The following is a 16,832-nucleotide window of genomic DNA, read 5'->3' as shown; positions in this document are numbered from 1 at the left end:
TTTTGCTCATATTGTCTATGTCAATCGGATGGGGATTTTTCACAGGTGACCCTTCCTCATTCGAGTCTTCATCACCTCGTTGAAGGACTTTTCGTTAATCCCCCGCTTCCGTTCGGGACTTCATACCCCTGATGAAGGACTTTTCACAGGTGACCCTTCCTCGTTCGAGTCTTCATCACCTCGTTGAAGGACTTTTCGTTAATCCCCCGCTTCCGTTCGGGACTTCATACCTCCGATTTAGAACTTGTTCTGCTATTTGTATCTTTATAACGACTTAAAGAGCATTACTAATGCATACCCTATCTTTACTTAAATTTATTATGCATTTGCATTTGATAGTCTTTGAAAGCAGACGTATGTGACGTCTTTCGATTCTTTAAAATTTGGTTTAAGCGAAACTGCTTTTCATTTAACCTTTTCTGATAGATAACCCGTTGTTCCTCGTCTTGGCAGTTTTCTAGTAAATTCTCAATCGTAAGGAGTTCTTTCTTAATTTCAACCTCTTCATTGAGTAATCCTGCATTTTTCATGACTCGATAGGCCATCCGGAGGTCCTCTGGAATCGATGAATCATCATCAAGTTTTAGTGGTTTCCCGTATCCTGGTAAATTCTCAAATTCTCCGTCTTTGTACGCCTTACGAATTTTATCCTCAGAGACAATGCTTGAAAAATCCATGGTCAACATCTCCTTCTATGGAGTGATTTATCTATTTATATTTTACGGTTTTTTCTATCAATTATCTATTCCTTCATTTGAACTATTATATTTCTCCTATATTTCAATTGTTACATTGTGACAACAACCCCCAAAAATCGACATAAATTCATGAACCTTATAATGTGAAGTGGGTTAAATTGACTACACATAATCAAAAAATGGCCTTATTATGTAGCCTCTTATGTATTGGACAAACATACTCTAGGCTACTAGATATATAACCCCAAACTCTTTGAAGGATGGAGATAATAACATGTTCTCAAATGTAGAAATAGGAATTGACTTAGGTACTGCAAATATTTTGGTATATAGTAAAAATAAAGGCATCATTATCGATGAACCATCAGTTGTTGCAATTGATACAGAAAACAACCAAGTGGTAGCTGTCGGTTCTGATGCAAAAAGAATGATCGGGAAAACTCCAGGAAAAATCGTAGCGATTCGCCCTTTAAAAAAAGGAGTGATTGCGGACTTCAATGTAACAGCAGATATGCTTCGACACATCATGAAAAAGGTAAGCCAGAAATTAGGGTATTCACTTCGTAAGCCTAATGTCGTTATCTGTACACCTACAGGTTCAACGTCAGTCGAGCGCCGGGCGATTCAGGATGCCATTAAACAATGTGGAGCAAAACAGGTTTATCTAATTGAAGAGCCAGTTGCAGCAGCAGTCGGATCTGATTTACCTGTTGATGAGCCAGTTGCAAATGTTATTGTAGATATCGGCGGAGGAAATACAGAGGTAGCCATTATTTCCTTTGGTGGAGTGGTTACCTGTAATTCTGTTCGAATTGGTGGAGACCAGTTTGATGAAGACATCATTCAATATGTACGTAAAAAATACAATGTACTCATTGGTGAGCATACGTCAGAACAAGTGAAAATTGAGATTGGATACGCTCTTGTTGATCATGAAGAAAAAACAATGGATATACGCGGACGTGATTTGGTCACTGGACTTCCAAAAACTATTACATTACGTTCAACTGAAGTTCAAGAAACATTACGCGAATCTTTACTACACATTCTTGAAGCTATCCGTGCAACTTTAGAGGATTGCCCTCCTGAATTAAGTGGTGATATTGTTGATCGTGGTGTAATTCTAACAGGTGGCGGTGCGTTGTTAAATGGAATGCAGGAGTGGCTTAGTCAAGAAATATTTGTTCCTGTACACCTTGCACCAAACCCACTAGAATCTGTTGCGATAGGTACAGGTCGCTCCTTAAGTATTATTAATAAACTGCATAAGATTGCAAAATAACAAAACACCATCCTCGGATGGTGTTTTTCTACTAAGCGGATTGTTGAAGCTTGTCCCGTCTTTCAGCAATCTTTTTATTTTTTTGATACCCGAGACCTAAGACAAGAATTGTTATAACAGCAGTAATTACGTATGAAACTGGTCCATGCTGAATATGAAGGAATTCAGTAAAGCCCTTATCCTTCATGACCATTTCACCAGCTGTCCACGCAAGAATACCTGATCCAATATAAGATATCCAAGCATATTTGTTCATTGCCTTTACGATAAATTTGGAACCAAAAATCATAATTGGAATACTAATAGCAACTCCAAGCGCAACCATGCCAATGTGACCGTCTGCTGCCCCAGCAACTGCAACAACATTATCAAGACTCATGACAGCATCTGCCATGATAATTGTGCCAATTGCTGCTGATAAGCCTGTTGAGGATTTTATATGAGCGTCCCCTTCTTCCTCAACTAATACCTTATAGGCAATAAAAAGAAGCAATACTCCGCCGATTACATTTACATAAGGGATTTTGAGTAAATAAACAATGATCGCTGCAAACAAGATACGTAAAATAACAGCACCGGCTGTCCCCCAAAATATTGCTTTGTTTTGCTGATCCTTTGGAAGGTTTCTGGTTGCCATAGCAATCACAACAGCATTATCCCCAGATAGAATAATATCAATTGCAATAATTTTTAATAAAGCGATTGTAGCTCCTGAAGATATGGCTAGTCCAAGTATGTTCAGCATATCCATAGGGTCAATCCCCCCTCAACTATAAATATAGTAAAATAGTAAAATTTCATTACCTACTAATAGTACTCCTCTTTTTTTCCATTTTCAATTTATTGTTACAAGAATCTTGTATGAAAAGTCTCCAGAATTATCCAAAGGAATCCTGGGGTAAACTATGTCTGAGCCAAGTTGACACGAAACCATTTGGTTTTATATAATCAAAAGTGAAACCAAATGGTTCTATTTTTAACGAGAAGGAGATTTATAATGGCAAAAGTACAAGATATAAAACAAACAATTGTGATTGATGCACCAATTCAAAAGGTATGGGAGCTAGTTTCGACTGGAGAAGGAATTGGAACTTGGTTCATGCCGAATAATTTAGAACCAAAAGAAGGTCATGAATTCCATATCCAATCACCGTTCGGCCCGTCTCCTTGTAAGGTTCTTGAGGTAGATCCACCAAATCGCCTTACCTTTTCTTGGGATACAGACGGCTGGTTTGTAGAGTTTCTTCTTAAGGAAATCGAGGGAAGAACAGAATTCACTCTTGTTCATGGTGGTTGGAAGGATTCCGAAGAAAAAGTTGAAAAAGCACAACGTAGTGCTGCTGAGATTCGTGAAACAATGAATAGCGGTTGGACAGGCATCCTTGAAAAGCTTCGTGAAGTGGCTGTTAACTAGTGGGAGAATCTGCACAAAAATATGATGTATTTCAAGCCATCGCTGATCCAACGCGCAGAGAGGTTTTACGAATCCTCTCTAAACAGGAGCTTCCGATTTCTGAAATCACGGGACACTTTTCAATGAGTCGAACGGCTGTTGCAAAGCATCTCCATATTTTATCCGAGGCTAATTTAGTAATTGGTGAAAAAGTAGGCAGAGAAAAACGCTATCGTCTCCAGCCCGATTCATTTTCTGAACTCCATGAGTGGTTATCCTATTTTGACCAATTCTGGGGTAACAAACTTTCTATATTAAAGCATATAGCTGAGAACCACGCTGATGACGGATTGAAAGTCGTAAAACATAGTGATAAACAGGATTAATCGTATATAAAACAGCAAAAGGTAAGGATCCATTACTAAATGGTCCTTACCCTTCCTATATATCACCCTAATTCTTGTAAACTGGCAATAAAATCTCCACGGTTGTCCCTCTATTTTCTTCACTGTCTATCTTCATTTCTCCGCCGTGCTCATGAATAATATTTTGACATATCATGATTCCCAATCCCGTGCCTTTTTCCTTTGTAGTAAAAAATGCCTTTCCAAGCTTTTCAAGTTTCTCCTTTGGAATACCGCATCCATTATCAGTAACGCGTATAATCATATTCTTCTCTCTTGGATACAACGAAACATCAATGAGCCCCCCACTTTCCATTGCCTCGATACTGTTTTTAAGGAGGTTTATAAATACCTGCTTAAGTTTATTTTCTTCACAGAGTATATAGATATTTTTACATGCTTCATGATACTCTGTCTGAATTTGTATATTATGAAGAATGGCCTGGGTATCTAGTAAAAAGACAACATCGTTTAAGATAGTGGTTATCTTTTGTTTATGCAGGTTAAGCTTCTTTGGCTTAGCTAACAATAACATTTCATCCACTATTCCATTTATTCGGTCTATTTCTGACACCATAATGTCAGAATATCCATTTATCATCTTTGGTGTATGTTCACTTTGCAACAGTTGAGCAAATCCCTTTAAGCTTGTCAGCGGATTACGGATCTCATGTGCAATTCCTGCCGCCATTTCCCCGACCATTGACAACTTATCCGTTTGTTGAATGAGCTCCTGGCTTTTCTTAACCTCGGTTATGTCTCGAATCACAATATATTGACAACATTCTCCTCGATATGTAATCGGCATTGACTTTACTTCAACTGATATTTCATCTAATTTCGGATGATTGATTTTAGCCTCAGATATCCTTTTGAATTTATGTCCTTTTTCAGTTTTACGCGTAGGCTCCTTAGAATCAAATTGAACGTATTCCTCCATTGAATGGCCAATAACGGACCTTTCATCTGAAGCACCAAGTAAGTATTTACTTGTGTCATTCATATACATTATTTCACCACTTTGCTTTGTGAGAATAATTGCGTATGGAGCATTTTCAACCAAAAAGCGGAATTCTCTATTTTTTCTTGTTTCACGAAACATTATCAACAAAGCAAGTAAAGCCAATAGTAAAATATATATTTCCCACTGATTCATTGTCCTCACGTAAAACACTTGGCCAATTATTAAGACAATACAACATAAAAGAACAGCAAAATTTAATGCCTTCCATCTTTTTCTACCCATTTCATCCCCCAACCTATTACGTAAAATGAAAAGGCCTAACCTCATAGTAGAAGTTAGGCCATGTTGACGGCTTGTCTAGAATAAAGAGACATCCGCACATTTACCATAATTTTATTTATTTTAAAATAAAACAAATTAAACTGTTATCTTCTTTAAAATCCCAGTCGACAAAGATGTCTGCAACTTTCTTTTGAAACACCTGATCGAAAGTGCCTTGTCTGTGTAAATAGCCTTTTTCGAGTTCATCCTTTGTAAAGTAAAGCTCTTTTTGGAAGCCATTTTCAATAAGTGCCTTTTCAATCGGTACTAAGATACCTTCACGTTTAACAATACATATCCTTGGAGAAATCTGAAAGCTAGTAACCTCTTGAGGAGGTTTCTGGACTTCTGTGCTTATTCTAACTACCTCTGATTCAAGAAGAGAGAAATCAACTTCAGTACTTTTCTCCATACTATTCAACGAGTTTTCTAAAACAGCTATAATTACACCCGTATTATTCGGATAGTTCCAATCATGATAAAAGGTACGTATCTCTGATTCCAATGTAACTTGAAACACACCTTTTAACTCGGATATAATACTACTTATCACAATATTCCTAGCAATGTCTACGTGAATATGCTGGTGTTGCTCCAATAGTACTTCTTCCATAGGAGAAATAAAACCGCGAATATGTAGAACTAAAAAATGATCTGCAGTAGCTGCAAAACAAGATTCAGGTCCTCGTCCGAATTTATTTCGTAACAGTTTACTTGTGTAACTACTTATGTATGTAAGTTTTTCTTGTAAATTCATGTTGTTCCCACCTTTAGGGAAAAACCACAATAACCAATGACTTTTATTCATCAGCCTCTTTTATCGTAGCATGATTTCCCCTTACTTTCCATCATTCCCCATATAGTTTGTGTAACTAAATAAGAAATTATCAAAACAACATTATTTACAATAAAAAATTTTATAGCTAACATCTTTCTCATAATCCCAAATCATAAAAATATCATCAATTTCCTTGTTGATAATTTTATTAAATCGAGTAATATTGGTTTGGTAGTTTTTCCGAACGTTATTTTCTCTCTCTTCCAATAGATGCATACCCTTTTCCATGAGTAATCGTTCAATCGGAAGTAAGTAGCCAGAGCATCTTATGATATAAACGCTTGCTCCAATTTTCACCATATCTAAATCATTGGGCTGATACTGATAGAACTCACTTTGTCTACTAACTTCATTTCGAAGCAACATAAACTCAAGAGTGTTTTCCGTATTAACCTTTTCACCTACATCGACTATTAGAAGTAATACACCAGTATTTTTTTCGAAATCCCAATCTTGATAAAGGTGAGAAATTTTCTTCTCACATAGCTCCTCTAACGTTTCTTGTAATGGATCAAACAAGTCTTTCATAATCTTCGTACGTATCAGATTAGCCGTTTCGATATCATCCATATTTACCAATTCGAATTCTATCTTTGTCATAAACTTCTTTATGTGGACCAAAATATAGTGATCAGAAATGGTTGTAAAGCATGTTTCCGGACCTTTTCCAAACTTAGTTTTGATAAGCTTGCTCACGAAACTGCTAATATGCGTTAATTCTTCCTGCTTTGCAACATGACTCCTTGACATTGGACCTTAATCCCCCTAAGTGCAATAAAAAATGGCCTAGCCTCCAAATATAATATTTAGAAGTTAGGCCACGGTTAGACATTTTATTATTCTACCATTTACCATTTTCAAAGGTATAATATACATTTAATATGCTAAATTTAAGTTTGTAAAAATCGTTAGAATAACGACAGCTAGACGTTAATCTTGCTCATTATATCACGAAGTTTGTTATTAAACAATTAAAATCAATTCTAGCTATAACGCCATTACGTAATGGGATGTAAAACCTTTGTTAGAAACACCGATATACCTATCTTTCTACAAATAGTTACGTAATGAAGTAGGGCTAGTAACACTGCTCCCATGTTCATCCCAATAATGATTCCCTCCATCTGTAAGGTTTGGAGTGAGCCTAGTACAAACATGATTGAAAATGAAACGACTGTCGACAACACATTGTGAATAAACGCATCCTTAACGAGTCCAAGTCCGATTAGATAAGCTTGCATCGGGATTAAAAAGAAATGGAACAAGAAGTATGGCCAAAGCATTTGCAAATAAATGGTTGCTGACGCAGATTCAAAGAATATATGAGTCAACGGCTCTGCAAAATAGTAGAAAATCACACACGCAGGGACACCGTATAAAATTGTCATCTTCATTACCTGCTGAAGCAAAGTTCGAAGTAACGGAATATCACGTTTGGCATAAGCCTCAGAAACGGTCGGTATTAATACAATAAGTAAGGAATGTGCAATAAAAGCTGGGAAAAATCCAATTGTTAATGCAACCCCAGTCATTAACCCAAAATGCTCCGTTGCTACAGCTGCTGGTAGTCCCGCTTTTAAAAGTGCTGCTTTAATTAAGAAAGGCTGTACGGCGTGAGATATAGCATGAAAAATCCTCATACCAGTAGTTGGTAACGATACGGCAAGAAGGTTTCGTCGAACCAATTTTCCACTTAAGTTTGAAACAGGCTTCTGCCCTAATCTACGATAATGAATCATATACTCAATGCCTAAATAACCGAATACAATTAAATCACTTGCTACTATGGTACACAAGGCAATAAGGATTGATGTATGTAACTCGAAATCTAATAATTGATAAATAAAAACCAATAAAATTAATTGAACGGCTTTACGCAAAAAGTTCGCAAACGCAATCCGCCCCATTGACTGAATCCCCATGAAATAGCCTCTTGCAATCGACAAAAACGAAACGATTGGTATAAATAAAATCACTAGCCATCTGACGAATGGATGATAATCATCAAAGACAGGTATAATCGGCAAAATCACAAATGAAAACGAAATAACGATTGCAGCAAATACAGTCGTTAAGACTGTCGCATGTTTTAGCATACTTCGATGGTACTTTTCCTCTTTTTCAGCAATAAATTTGGAGATTGAAATTGGCAGCTCTAAGCTTGCTAAAATAACAACAAGGAAGATGGAAGGCAATATTGTCATATATAATCCCATCCCGTGCCCACCGAGCTCTTTTGCTAGGACAAGATTGATTAAAAACTCAACACATTCCCCAATAAATGCAGCAATTACCAATAACAACGTTCCTTTAAAAAATGTATTCATCTTGTAACCCCTTATCTGTTTAATTCGATACTCTATAAATATGAGACAAGTCCGTAGATTATTTGGACAAAAGAAAATTTTTACTGTACTACTAAAAATGTTCCCTTTCCAACCCTTTGTTTTCTCGTTTATAATCTTTATATGTGTAATTTTTTTCGGTAAATGATTAAACATACTAACTTATGAAAAAGGTGTTTATAGATGAGTATTTTAACAGTATCAAATGTGAGCCATGGATTCGGGGATCGTGCTATTTTTAATGATGTGTCGTTCCGTCTTTTAAAGGGTGAGCATATCGGATTAATTGGTGCGAACGGTGAAGGTAAATCAACCTTTATGAATATCATCACAGGAAAGCTTGAGCCTGATGCAGGCAAGATCGAATGGTCAAAAAATGTACGTGTCGGTTACCTTGACCAACACACTGTGCTTGAAAAAGGAATGACAATACGTGATGTATTAAACACTGCTTTCAAATATCTCTTTGATATGGAAGCTGAGATGAATGAAGTTTATGGAAAAATGGGTGACGCAACGCCAGAAGAGCTTGAAAAAATGCTTGAGGATGTTGGGACCATTCAAGACACACTTACTAATAATGATTTTTATATTATTGATGCGAAGGTCGATGAGATTGCACGAGGATTGGGCTTAGAGGATATTGGCCTTGAACGTGATGTGCAGGATTTAAGTGGTGGTCAGCGTACAAAGGTATTGCTTGCGAAGCTATTACTCGAAAAGCCTGATATTCTATTACTGGATGAGCCGACTAACTATTTAGATGAGCAGCATATTATCTGGTTACGACGCTATCTTCAAGAATATGAAAATGCCTTTATCCTCATTTCACATGATATTCCTTTCTTGAATAGTGTTATCAATCTGATTTATCATATGGAAAATCAAGAACTTAATCGGTATGTTGGGGACTATGATAACTTCCAAAAGGTATACGAAGTGAAAAAGCAACAATTAGAGGCGGCATTTAAAAAGCAGCAGCAGGAAATCTCTGAGCTAAAAGACTTTGTTGCCCGTAACAAGGCACGTGTTTCTACTAGAAATATGGCGATGTCTCGACAAAAGAAGCTTGATAAGATGGAAGTTATTGAGCTTGCTAAGGAAAAGCCAAAACCCGAGTTTAATTTCAGAATTGGTAAAACATCGAGTAAGCTTATCTTTGAAACAAAGGATCTTGTCATTGGCTATGATGAACCACTTTCAAAACCACTTAATCTCCGTATGGAAAGAGGACAAAAAATTGCATTAGTAGGTGCTAACGGGATTGGTAAAACAACTCTGTTACGAAGCATTCTCGGGATGAATAACCCCCTTTCTGGAATGGTTGAACTTGGTGAAAATCAAGAAATCGGTTATTTTGAACAAGAAATCAAAGAGGCTAACTACAATACATGTATTGAAGAAATCTGGAGCGAATTTCCTTCCTTTAATCAATATGAGGTTCGCGCAGCACTTGCTAAATGTGGTCTTACAACGAAGCATATCGAAAGCAAAGTGGAAGTTCTCAGCGGTGGAGAAAAAGCAAAAGTTCGTCTTTGTAAATTAATTAACAGAGATACAAATATCCTTCTCCTCGACGAGCCAACAAACCATCTCGATGTGGATGCAAAGGACGAATTAAAACGTGCATTAAAAGAATACAAAGGCAGTATGCTTCTAATCTGCCACGAACCAGAATTTTACCAAGATGTTGTAACAGATGTTTGGAATGTTGAGTCTTGGACAACAAAGGTATTTTAAAATTAAAGAAACGCAAAACATATGACGTGTTTTGCGTTTCTTTCTATTTTACAAGATATAACTCCGAGTCAACTTCATCCAACAAAAAATCCCTAATATCCTTTCCAAAAAAATGCAACCTGTGTAATGGCCTTGTCATGGATACATAAAGAAGCTTTATGTCGATTTCATTTTTCGTAAACCTTTCATCGTTGGAATAAATGATGACAGCATCAAATTCTAAACCCTTTGATAAATGGGAACTTACAATGACTACTTCTTCCTTATTAATTTCTTCATTCTCTATTAATAGTTGAACTGGGAGATCGCTATATTTTTTAAATGCTTTTGCAAGCTTTTGGCATTCCTTATGCGTCTTACCGATAATGGCTACTGTTTTCATATTTTCATGATAGAGAGCGCAAATCTCCTTTGATATCGCCACCACGGTTTCTTTTTCAGAGTTGTTCGTATAATGAAAAGAAGGTTTGTCTCCATGTCGAACAACTGGCTCCACCAAAGGTAATTCCAACTGCAAAAGCTGAAGCAATTGGTTGGCGGTATTCATTATTTCAATTGTTGTCCGGTAGCTTTTTTGTAGTGTTTTGTAGGTAGCTCTTGGGAATATCTCTTCAAGAACAGGGGTCCAATTGTTAATGCCACGATAAGAATGAATCCCTTGTGCCAAATCACCCACAATCGTAAACATATCCGTTTCCAGTGCTGTTTTTAATGCAGCAAGCTGGAAATAGCTATAATCCTGTGCTTCATCAATCACAATATTTCTCGCTTTCAGTTCCTTCTTAATTCCGTATAGCTTGGCTTGAATGTACAAAAGCGATGCCAGATCTTCCAGTTCATACTGCTTTTCTTTTTGAAGCTTTGATTGATACTGCACAAAAAATTGTATCTGTTCTTCAGTGATGATGCCTGACGCATAGGTAGGAAAAAGTTCTACTACAAATTTTTTATAATAGTAGAATATATCATGATGTGGAATCTTTTTTATATAGGAATTTACTGCTGTGCGGGATTGCTTTGTAATCTCTTCAATTAATTCTGCCTTCTTATCGAGTGCTTTGGACACATAGCGGCGCCGCTTCTCAGGATCAATCTGTGTCTTGAATAGAACATCATCAAGCTTCTTATCATAAAAGTTTGATACCTTATGAAGCATTTTCTTCTTTTCCAAACGAACCGTATTTTGTAGAACCTTTTTTATCTTTTCTATTCGCTTGTAATATGGAAGATAGCGATATTCATAGGTCAGTAAATGATGAATATCCCTGGCTTTGTATAGACGAAACTTTGATACAAAAAAGTCTTCTTGAGGTAATAAGGTTTGTAAAATATCTTCAATATAATGCTCTAGTATATCTCTATATTCAAGTGATCCCTTAAAAGAGGAAATCCATCCTATCATTTCAGGATCTTCATATTCTTCATGTATAAAACCTAGTAGCTTTCCTTCTGGTTTGGTTAGTTTTATCGGTTTCCCAATACACTTTTTCACGAAGTCCACTAACGTAGTTTGTAGAATGTGATCAACACCTAATTCAGGGAGTACCTCAGAAATATAATCAATGAAAAGTCTATTCGGAGCAAGAATCATTAGTTGCTCAGGGGTAAAATACTCTGCATAGGTATAGATAAAATAAGAAATTCGATGAAGAGCGATTGTGGTTTTTCCACTTCCTGCTGCTCCCTGTACAATGATTGGCTTATTTAAGTCTGCACGAATAATATTATTTTGCTCTTCCTGAATCGTTGAGACAATATCTGTTAATCGGTTGCTCGCGCTTTCGGACAAAGATTTTTGCAAAAGTTCATCTGTTGTTGTTAAATCAACATCCCTAATTTCCTCAAGCTCTCCTTGTTCGATTATTAATTGACGCTTTAAGGACAAATATCCTTTATATTCCTCACCTTCTGCCTCGTAAGAAACCTCGCCTAACCGTCCATCATAATACAGATTGGCAACAGGGGAACGCCAGTCAACGATAATTGGCTGTTGAGTTTCCTTGTCAAAGAGTGATACTTTTCCAAAATACAAGACTTCCTCATTACCCGTTTCATCCCTTTTGAAATTAATCCGGGCAAAATAAGGTTTGCTGCGATTTCGTTTTAAATTACGGACCTCTTCATGAGTCCTTCTTAGTAAAGTTGAATTCGTTAACATATTTAAATAACTTAAACTACTATCCTTGAAGTCCGTCCCTTCAAGCGCACCCTTCAAATCTTCACGGAAGTTCTCCTCGGTCGACTCAGATGCACGAATGACAATTTCCATATACTGCTTTGTGAATTCCAATCTCTCTGCCTCAGTTTCAAAATCCTTATGTTTCTCTACCATTTGGTATAACACCTCCTGAGCCTATGAAAAAATGAAAAGACCATGAATCAATAAAAATCCATGGTGAATGTATGTGTGTAAACAGAACAAAGTTTTATTTGATTTATGTAAAAGACGTATTTTTGATTATAGTATAGCCTTGCAGCGATAGCAACCCATTTTTTTCCTTTGTTGGATGATCTAACTCTAAAAAGTTCACATTTAATTAAGCGTTTCCATCTTTCGAAAATAACATTCATATTGTATAATTTAACTAAGTTCACAATTTGTTCAAAAATAAAACATTTTGGTTTACATAGGGGGATCATACAATGATTCGGACGGGGATAGCCTTGTTCTTAAGTTTCTTTTTACTTATTTTTGAAGGCTTTATTGTTATGAAAATAAAAGGGTATACAGCTATTGATTTAGGAAATCTGCAGCTTTTACTAAGCGTTCTCGCAATGAATTTCTTTTTTGCCTTCTCGATTTTAACACATCTCAAAATGTGGCATGAAAACAAGAGCGCTGAAGAAACAGAAGCTGAAATGAAATAGTTGTACGAACAAAAGCTGACTCCCTTTGAAGTCAGCTTTTTTGTCTATTGAGTAATGGGTAATGTAATTGTAACTTCAGTCCCTTTTCCTTCTTCACTAGCAATTTGAATTGTTCCATGGTGATCCTCAATAATTTTCTTCGAAACCATCAGACCTAGCCCAGTTCCATAATCCTTGGTAGTGAAAAATGGTTCAAACAGTTTTTCTTGTACAATCTTAGGTATTCCGCAACCCTTATCACAAATGCGAATCAACACCCAATTATTTGATTCATTTCGACATTCAATCGTTAATTTTCCATCATCAGGAACTGACTCTACACCATTTTTAATCAGGTTTAGAAACACCTGCTTCATCTGTTTCTCATCACATTCAATAAGAGGCAGGGAGTTTTCAATTTGCACGTCTATCTCACAATTTTTACCCTGTTCCGATTGTTCCGTTATGGAAATAACATAATTAATGAGTTCCTCTAGATTACATTGGGAAACATGTAAACTCTTCGGCTTACCAATGACGAGTACGTCATTCAAGATTGAATCAATCCGATCTATCTCTTGCTCCATAATCGAGTAATGAGCTTCATCTTCTTTATGCTTTTCCCGCTGAAGCTGTGTGAACCCCTTGAGAGAAGCAAGCGGATTGCGTATCTCATGTCCAATCGTCGTGGCCATTTGCCCAACAAATGCAAGCTTCTCCTTATGCCGAAGCTCCTCGTGTGTATCTGTTAAAGCTTCAATATAAGAAGAAAACCTGGTTAATAGGATATAGGCGACGATAGAGAAAATTACAACTAATAGAATTGGCAGCATGGTATTTACAGTATTTAACACTATACCAATTAATCCATATTTAAAAATTAGCGAAAAGAAGATAGTCCAAAAGAATTTCTTATTTATAAAAATAGGTGAAAATAACAAAAAAACAATTTCAGCAGCATTTCCATTTTGATATATTATATCTCTTCCCAAAAAGGAAATTATATCATCTAAGGCAGTAACAGATAAATATACGATCACATACATATATTTTATTGCATGAAGTTTATTCATTTTGAAAAGGTAAAACGATATAGGTATTAATGAAAACAAGATTAAATATACCCAATAACCTGCTACTGTAGGTAAACCAACCTCGGTCTGAGTAATGAATAGAGGATACAAAAAGTAATAAAAAACATCATAGAGCATTAACACGCTATAAAACAATAATATATATATACGAAGGGCTTTTTTTTCTTCATGGATTAGCTGAGAATTAGGATTTAAATTTGGGTATTTCATATTTTTTCCTCACTTAGTAAAAGGACATAATGTCATCATTATATACTATTTTCCTCACCTGGGTATATTGTACTATAACTTTTCTTCTCCTTATATTTTTTTGCCCATGAATAAAGTAAAAGTACTATAAAAAGCAATAACTGCGCACTAAAAATGGCTGCATCCCAAAATTGAAGAGAAGAGATTGATTCCGAAAACCCAGGAAGAACCTTTTTCATTATATATACTAGTTGAGGAATATAGTAAATAATAAACACCGTAAAAGTCATTACAAGGCCAATAAAATATAGAAAAGAATAAAGTACTATCACCCTATTTTCTACAGAAACTCTAACACGCCTGGAAATACTTTTAATAAGTTCTTTCCCACTCTCCATTAAGTTATAGTTCCCTGTACTGTTTTCAATGACATAATAAAGATCTGTTTTCATATAGATACAACATTGATAAATGATTCTTATTACAATATCAAAGACGATGAGACCTAGTATTCCGTCTACTATTACATAAGAGAACGGGATTATCGTTTTTAAGAATAAGGCTATAAAAAGAAGTACACTATCAAAATAAACTCCCGCTAGAAATAAGAGGATTCTTTCTTTAGAGGAAAGCTTCCATGCTTGTGTAAGATCTGTTTCAAGGACTACAAAGAACAATCGACTTCCTATTTGTAATCGTGTAGGAAGATTGAATGAACGTATAGCTAAAATATGGCCGCTTTCGTGTACAAGTAATAGAATCACCGATATTCCTGCGTATAAAAGGATATTAAACATCATTGTATTAAAAACGAATATATCTTTGTAGCCGGGAAAGAGACTTGTATTAGTAATGAACAGAATGATATTGCTTAATAATAATAAAGGATAGATAAAACGAGTAAATCTATTAAAGAAAAATTTTCCTAATTTAGCAGGTATCCATCTTAGTCCTAGTTCTTCATAATTACGTGTATTTTCTATACTTACTTTTGTACCATCAATCATGTCAACTAGTTCTAGTTCCAGTAATTGCTGACCAAAATCTAGTAAGTTTATATTCTCATTTGGATATTTATCAATCAGCAGGCGCTCTACTTCAACAAGTGACAAACCATCATTAATTAAGCGAATACCATCTATACATACCTCTGACATTTCATAAAATTCATGAGTTATCAAATCTTCAATAATATAATTCTTATTGTCTTTATGAATCTCCAACTCATGTAATTGTAAAGTGGATTCAGCTGTTAAGTTCATGTTCACACCTACTTTTTTTCATAATAAAAGGATGCTCTATTCAAAGAAAGCATCCTACTCATCTATTGATTATCCTCTTGGGCCTCCTGGTACAAATATACACCACCAGCAAGTAGCTTTAATTCTTTTTAGCTTCTTGATTTGCATATTCTCACCTCCGCATTCCTTTTCTTATTTTTCAAGATTTTTGTTGTATATCAATCCATTGAGGGTACACTTTTTTAAATCTTGCTACTAGATCGGGATCAAATTGGGTTCCCTCTCCTTGAAGAATTCGATTATAGGCCTCTTCCACTGGCAGTGCTCCTCGATATGAACGAGAAGATGTCATTGCATCAAAAGCATCTGCAATCGCTACTATTCGAGCTTTTAATGGAATGTTATTTTCTTTAAGTTTATCAGGATAGCCTTTACCATCCCATCTTTCGTGATGTGATCTTATTATGCTTAAGCTTGTACCAAGACCTTCAACACTTTTTACAGCTTCTTCCCCTACAACTGGGTGTGTTTTTATAACCTCATATTCATCAGTTGTTAATTTAGCAGGCTTCATAAGTATTGAATCGGGAATATTCACTTTACCGATATCGTGTAGTAAACAAGCATAATTAAAAGACTTCAATTCATCCTTCGAAAATACATCTATCTCTTTTGCCAGTACCATTGCATACTTTGCTACTCGTTCACTATGACCTCTTGTATAAGGGTCCTTTAATTCAAGTGCTGCAATCACACCTTTTACAATTCCCTCCATTTGTTGATCATAAGAGGTACTTAAAGCATTGATATAACTTTGGAATCTATTTAAGAATATATAAGCTATTATTGCGAGTACAATTGTGATTACGATTGGAAAAGCTACTAATATATTTAGGAGCATTCCACCTAATAATGCGTATTTTACGACCAACCCTATTACAACTGTCCAGAAATACTTTTTATTCACAAAAATTGGAGAAAACAATACGAAGAAAACCTCTACTGCATTACCTGTAGATAGGGATTCTGGTCTATTCCAGAAAATAAAGAGTTCGTTTATAAGACTTAGAATTACATAAGTAAAGAAAAAATAGTATTTAGTATAATGCTGTTTATCTCTCCTATTATTAAAAAATATTAAAGGAAGAAGTAACAATAGAAAAAAATACATTACGTATACAAAATCAGTAGGGAATCCATAAGATACTACAGAATCATAACTAGGATAAATAAAATAATAAAAGATATCATAGCCAAATAGTATGATAAAAAATAATGTACTAAACCAAGTAACAGTCCTTTTTTCTTCATATAAAAATGCCGAGCTTTTATTCATTTTCTGCATCACATTTTTCCCCATTTTTTCTAATATTTCTATATAAACACACAAAAAACCTTTAATTTTTACAAAAAAGGTACTAAAGTCTCAGACGAGATTCGTCAAATATCGACTTTTCAATTATAAACCATTTGACC

The 16,832-nt window shown here is 35.5% G+C and carries 15 protein-coding genes; 5 read left to right on the top strand and 10 right to left on the bottom strand.

Annotated features, from left to right (window positions below; translation table 11 throughout):
- Nucleotides 1–305: 305 nt before the first annotated feature.
- Nucleotides 306–677, bottom strand: coding sequence for a DnaJ family domain-containing protein (locus ACWNMY_RS13825; RefSeq protein ID WP_449538848.1), 372 nt, complete (start codon nt 675–677; stop codon nt 306–308).
- 295 nt (nt 678–972) lie between these two features.
- Between ACWNMY_RS13825 and mreBH the strand changes: the two genes are divergently transcribed.
- Nucleotides 973–1,980, top strand: a complete 1,008-nt coding sequence (gene mreBH / locus ACWNMY_RS13820; RefSeq protein ID WP_449538847.1) for a rod-share determining protein MreBH — start codon at nt 973–975, stop codon at nt 1,978–1,980.
- Nucleotides 1,981–2,011: 31 nt separating this feature from the next.
- Here mreBH and ACWNMY_RS13815 read toward each other — a convergent pair whose 3' ends face one another.
- On the bottom strand, nt 2,012–2,731 hold the full coding sequence (locus ACWNMY_RS13815; protein ID WP_449538846.1) for a TerC family protein: 720 nt from the start codon (nt 2,729–2,731) through the stop codon (nt 2,012–2,014).
- Between the two features lie 246 nt (nt 2,732–2,977).
- On the opposite strand from ACWNMY_RS13815, the gene ACWNMY_RS13810 reads away from it, so the two are divergent.
- Together ACWNMY_RS13810 and ACWNMY_RS13805 are read left to right on the top strand one after the other, a co-directional pair.
- Complete coding sequence (locus ACWNMY_RS13810; protein ID WP_449538845.1) at nt 2,978–3,394, top strand: SRPBCC family protein; 417 nt, start codon at nt 2,978–2,980, stop codon at nt 3,392–3,394.
- Complete coding sequence (locus ACWNMY_RS13805; protein WP_449538844.1) at nt 3,394–3,759, top strand: ArsR/SmtB family transcription factor; 366 nt, start codon at nt 3,394–3,396, stop codon at nt 3,757–3,759. Before ACWNMY_RS13810 ends, ACWNMY_RS13805 begins: the two co-directional genes overlap by 1 nt.
- 67 nt (nt 3,760–3,826) lie before the next feature.
- Here ACWNMY_RS13805 and ACWNMY_RS13800 read toward each other — a convergent pair whose 3' ends face one another.
- The 4 genes from ACWNMY_RS13800 to ACWNMY_RS13785 all read right to left on the bottom strand — a co-directional run bounded on the left by ACWNMY_RS13800 (nt 3,827) and on the right by ACWNMY_RS13785 (nt 8,227).
- On the bottom strand, nt 3,827–5,023 hold the full coding sequence (locus ACWNMY_RS13800) for an ATP-binding protein (protein WP_449538843.1): 1,197 nt from the start codon (nt 5,021–5,023) through the stop codon (nt 3,827–3,829).
- 115 nt (nt 5,024–5,138) lie between these two features.
- On the bottom strand, nt 5,139–5,819 hold the full coding sequence (locus tag ACWNMY_RS13795) for a Na-translocating system protein MpsC family protein (RefSeq protein WP_449538842.1): 681 nt from the start codon (nt 5,817–5,819) through the stop codon (nt 5,139–5,141).
- 141 nt (nt 5,820–5,960) lie between these two features.
- Nucleotides 5,961–6,650 (bottom strand): Na-translocating system protein MpsC family protein, encoded by a 690-nt coding sequence (locus ACWNMY_RS13790; RefSeq protein WP_449538841.1) that lies wholly within the window; start codon nt 6,648–6,650, stop codon nt 5,961–5,963.
- Between the two features lie 248 nt (nt 6,651–6,898).
- A complete protein-coding gene (locus tag ACWNMY_RS13785; RefSeq protein WP_449538840.1) occupies nt 6,899–8,227 on the bottom strand; it encodes a polysaccharide biosynthesis protein in 1,329 nt (442 codons plus the stop codon).
- Between the two features lie 201 nt (nt 8,228–8,428).
- On the opposite strand from ACWNMY_RS13785, the gene ACWNMY_RS13780 reads away from it, so the two are divergent.
- A complete protein-coding gene (locus ACWNMY_RS13780; protein WP_449538839.1) occupies nt 8,429–9,985 on the top strand; it encodes an ABC-F family ATP-binding cassette domain-containing protein in 1,557 nt (518 codons plus the stop codon).
- 43 nt (nt 9,986–10,028) lie between these two features.
- On the opposite strand, the gene helD is transcribed toward ACWNMY_RS13780, so the two are convergent.
- Entirely contained in the window at nt 10,029–12,317 is a 2,289-nt protein-coding gene (helD, locus tag ACWNMY_RS13775) for an RNA polymerase recycling motor HelD (protein WP_449538838.1), read from the bottom strand.
- Between the two features lie 311 nt (nt 12,318–12,628).
- Between helD and ACWNMY_RS13770 the strand changes: the two genes are divergently transcribed.
- Nucleotides 12,629–12,853, top strand: a complete 225-nt coding sequence (locus ACWNMY_RS13770) for a hypothetical protein (RefSeq protein WP_449538837.1) — start codon at nt 12,629–12,631, stop codon at nt 12,851–12,853.
- Nucleotides 12,854–12,897: 44 nt separating this feature from the next.
- Here ACWNMY_RS13770 and ACWNMY_RS13765 read toward each other — a convergent pair whose 3' ends face one another.
- The 3 genes from ACWNMY_RS13765 to ACWNMY_RS13755 all read right to left on the bottom strand — a co-directional run bounded on the left by ACWNMY_RS13765 (nt 12,898) and on the right by ACWNMY_RS13755 (nt 16,701).
- Nucleotides 12,898–14,136: an ATP-binding protein gene (locus ACWNMY_RS13765; RefSeq protein ID WP_449538836.1), complete on the bottom strand. Its 1,239-nt coding sequence runs from the start codon at nt 14,134–14,136 to the stop codon at nt 12,898–12,900.
- 38 nt (nt 14,137–14,174) lie between these two features.
- Nucleotides 14,175–15,377, bottom strand: coding sequence for a hypothetical protein (locus tag ACWNMY_RS13760; RefSeq protein WP_449538835.1), 1,203 nt, complete (start codon nt 15,375–15,377; stop codon nt 14,175–14,177).
- A gap of 178 nt (nt 15,378–15,555) precedes the next feature.
- Complete coding sequence (locus ACWNMY_RS13755) at nt 15,556–16,701, bottom strand: HD-GYP domain-containing protein (protein WP_449538834.1); 1,146 nt, start codon at nt 16,699–16,701, stop codon at nt 15,556–15,558.
- Nucleotides 16,702–16,832 lie beyond the last annotated feature (131 nt).

It is taken from the genome of Ferdinandcohnia sp. Marseille-Q9671 (genome assembly GCF_976954385.1).
This window is presented reverse-complemented; position numbering and strand designations above follow the sequence as displayed.

Excerpts from the sequence above, each read along its gene's own strand:
- mreBH (WP_449538847.1), top strand. The coding sequence starts at position 973 with ATGTTCTCAAATGTAGAAATAGGAATTGACTTAGGTACTGCAAATATT.
- ACWNMY_RS13760 (WP_449538835.1), bottom strand. The coding sequence starts at position 15,377 with ATGAACTTAACAGCTGAATCCACTTTACAATTACATGAGTTGGAGATT.
- ACWNMY_RS13755 (WP_449538834.1), bottom strand. The coding sequence starts at position 16,701 with ATGCAGAAAATGAATAAAAGCTCGGCATTTTTATATGAAGAAAAAAGG.
- ACWNMY_RS13815 (WP_449538846.1), bottom strand. The coding sequence starts at position 2,731 with ATGGATATGCTGAACATACTTGGACTAGCCATATCTTCAGGAGCTACA.
- ACWNMY_RS13780 (WP_449538839.1), top strand. The coding sequence starts at position 8,429 with ATGAGTATTTTAACAGTATCAAATGTGAGCCATGGATTCGGGGATCGT.
- ACWNMY_RS13765 (WP_449538836.1), bottom strand. The coding sequence starts at position 14,136 with ATGAAATACCCAAATTTAAATCCTAATTCTCAGCTAATCCATGAAGAA.
- ACWNMY_RS13770 (WP_449538837.1), top strand. The coding sequence starts at position 12,629 with ATGATTCGGACGGGGATAGCCTTGTTCTTAAGTTTCTTTTTACTTATT.
- ACWNMY_RS13795 (WP_449538842.1), bottom strand. The coding sequence starts at position 5,819 with ATGAATTTACAAGAAAAACTTACATACATAAGTAGTTACACAAGTAAA.
- helD (WP_449538838.1), bottom strand. The coding sequence starts at position 12,317 with ATGGTAGAGAAACATAAGGATTTTGAAACTGAGGCAGAGAGATTGGAA.
- ACWNMY_RS13825 (WP_449538848.1), bottom strand. The coding sequence starts at position 677 with ATGGATTTTTCAAGCATTGTCTCTGAGGATAAAATTCGTAAGGCGTAC.
- ACWNMY_RS13790 (WP_449538841.1), bottom strand. The coding sequence starts at position 6,650 with ATGTCAAGGAGTCATGTTGCAAAGCAGGAAGAATTAACGCATATTAGC.
- ACWNMY_RS13800 (WP_449538843.1), bottom strand. The coding sequence starts at position 5,023 with ATGGGTAGAAAAAGATGGAAGGCATTAAATTTTGCTGTTCTTTTATGT.
- ACWNMY_RS13785 (WP_449538840.1), bottom strand. The coding sequence starts at position 8,227 with ATGAATACATTTTTTAAAGGAACGTTGTTATTGGTAATTGCTGCATTT.
- ACWNMY_RS13810 (WP_449538845.1), top strand. The coding sequence starts at position 2,978 with ATGGCAAAAGTACAAGATATAAAACAAACAATTGTGATTGATGCACCA.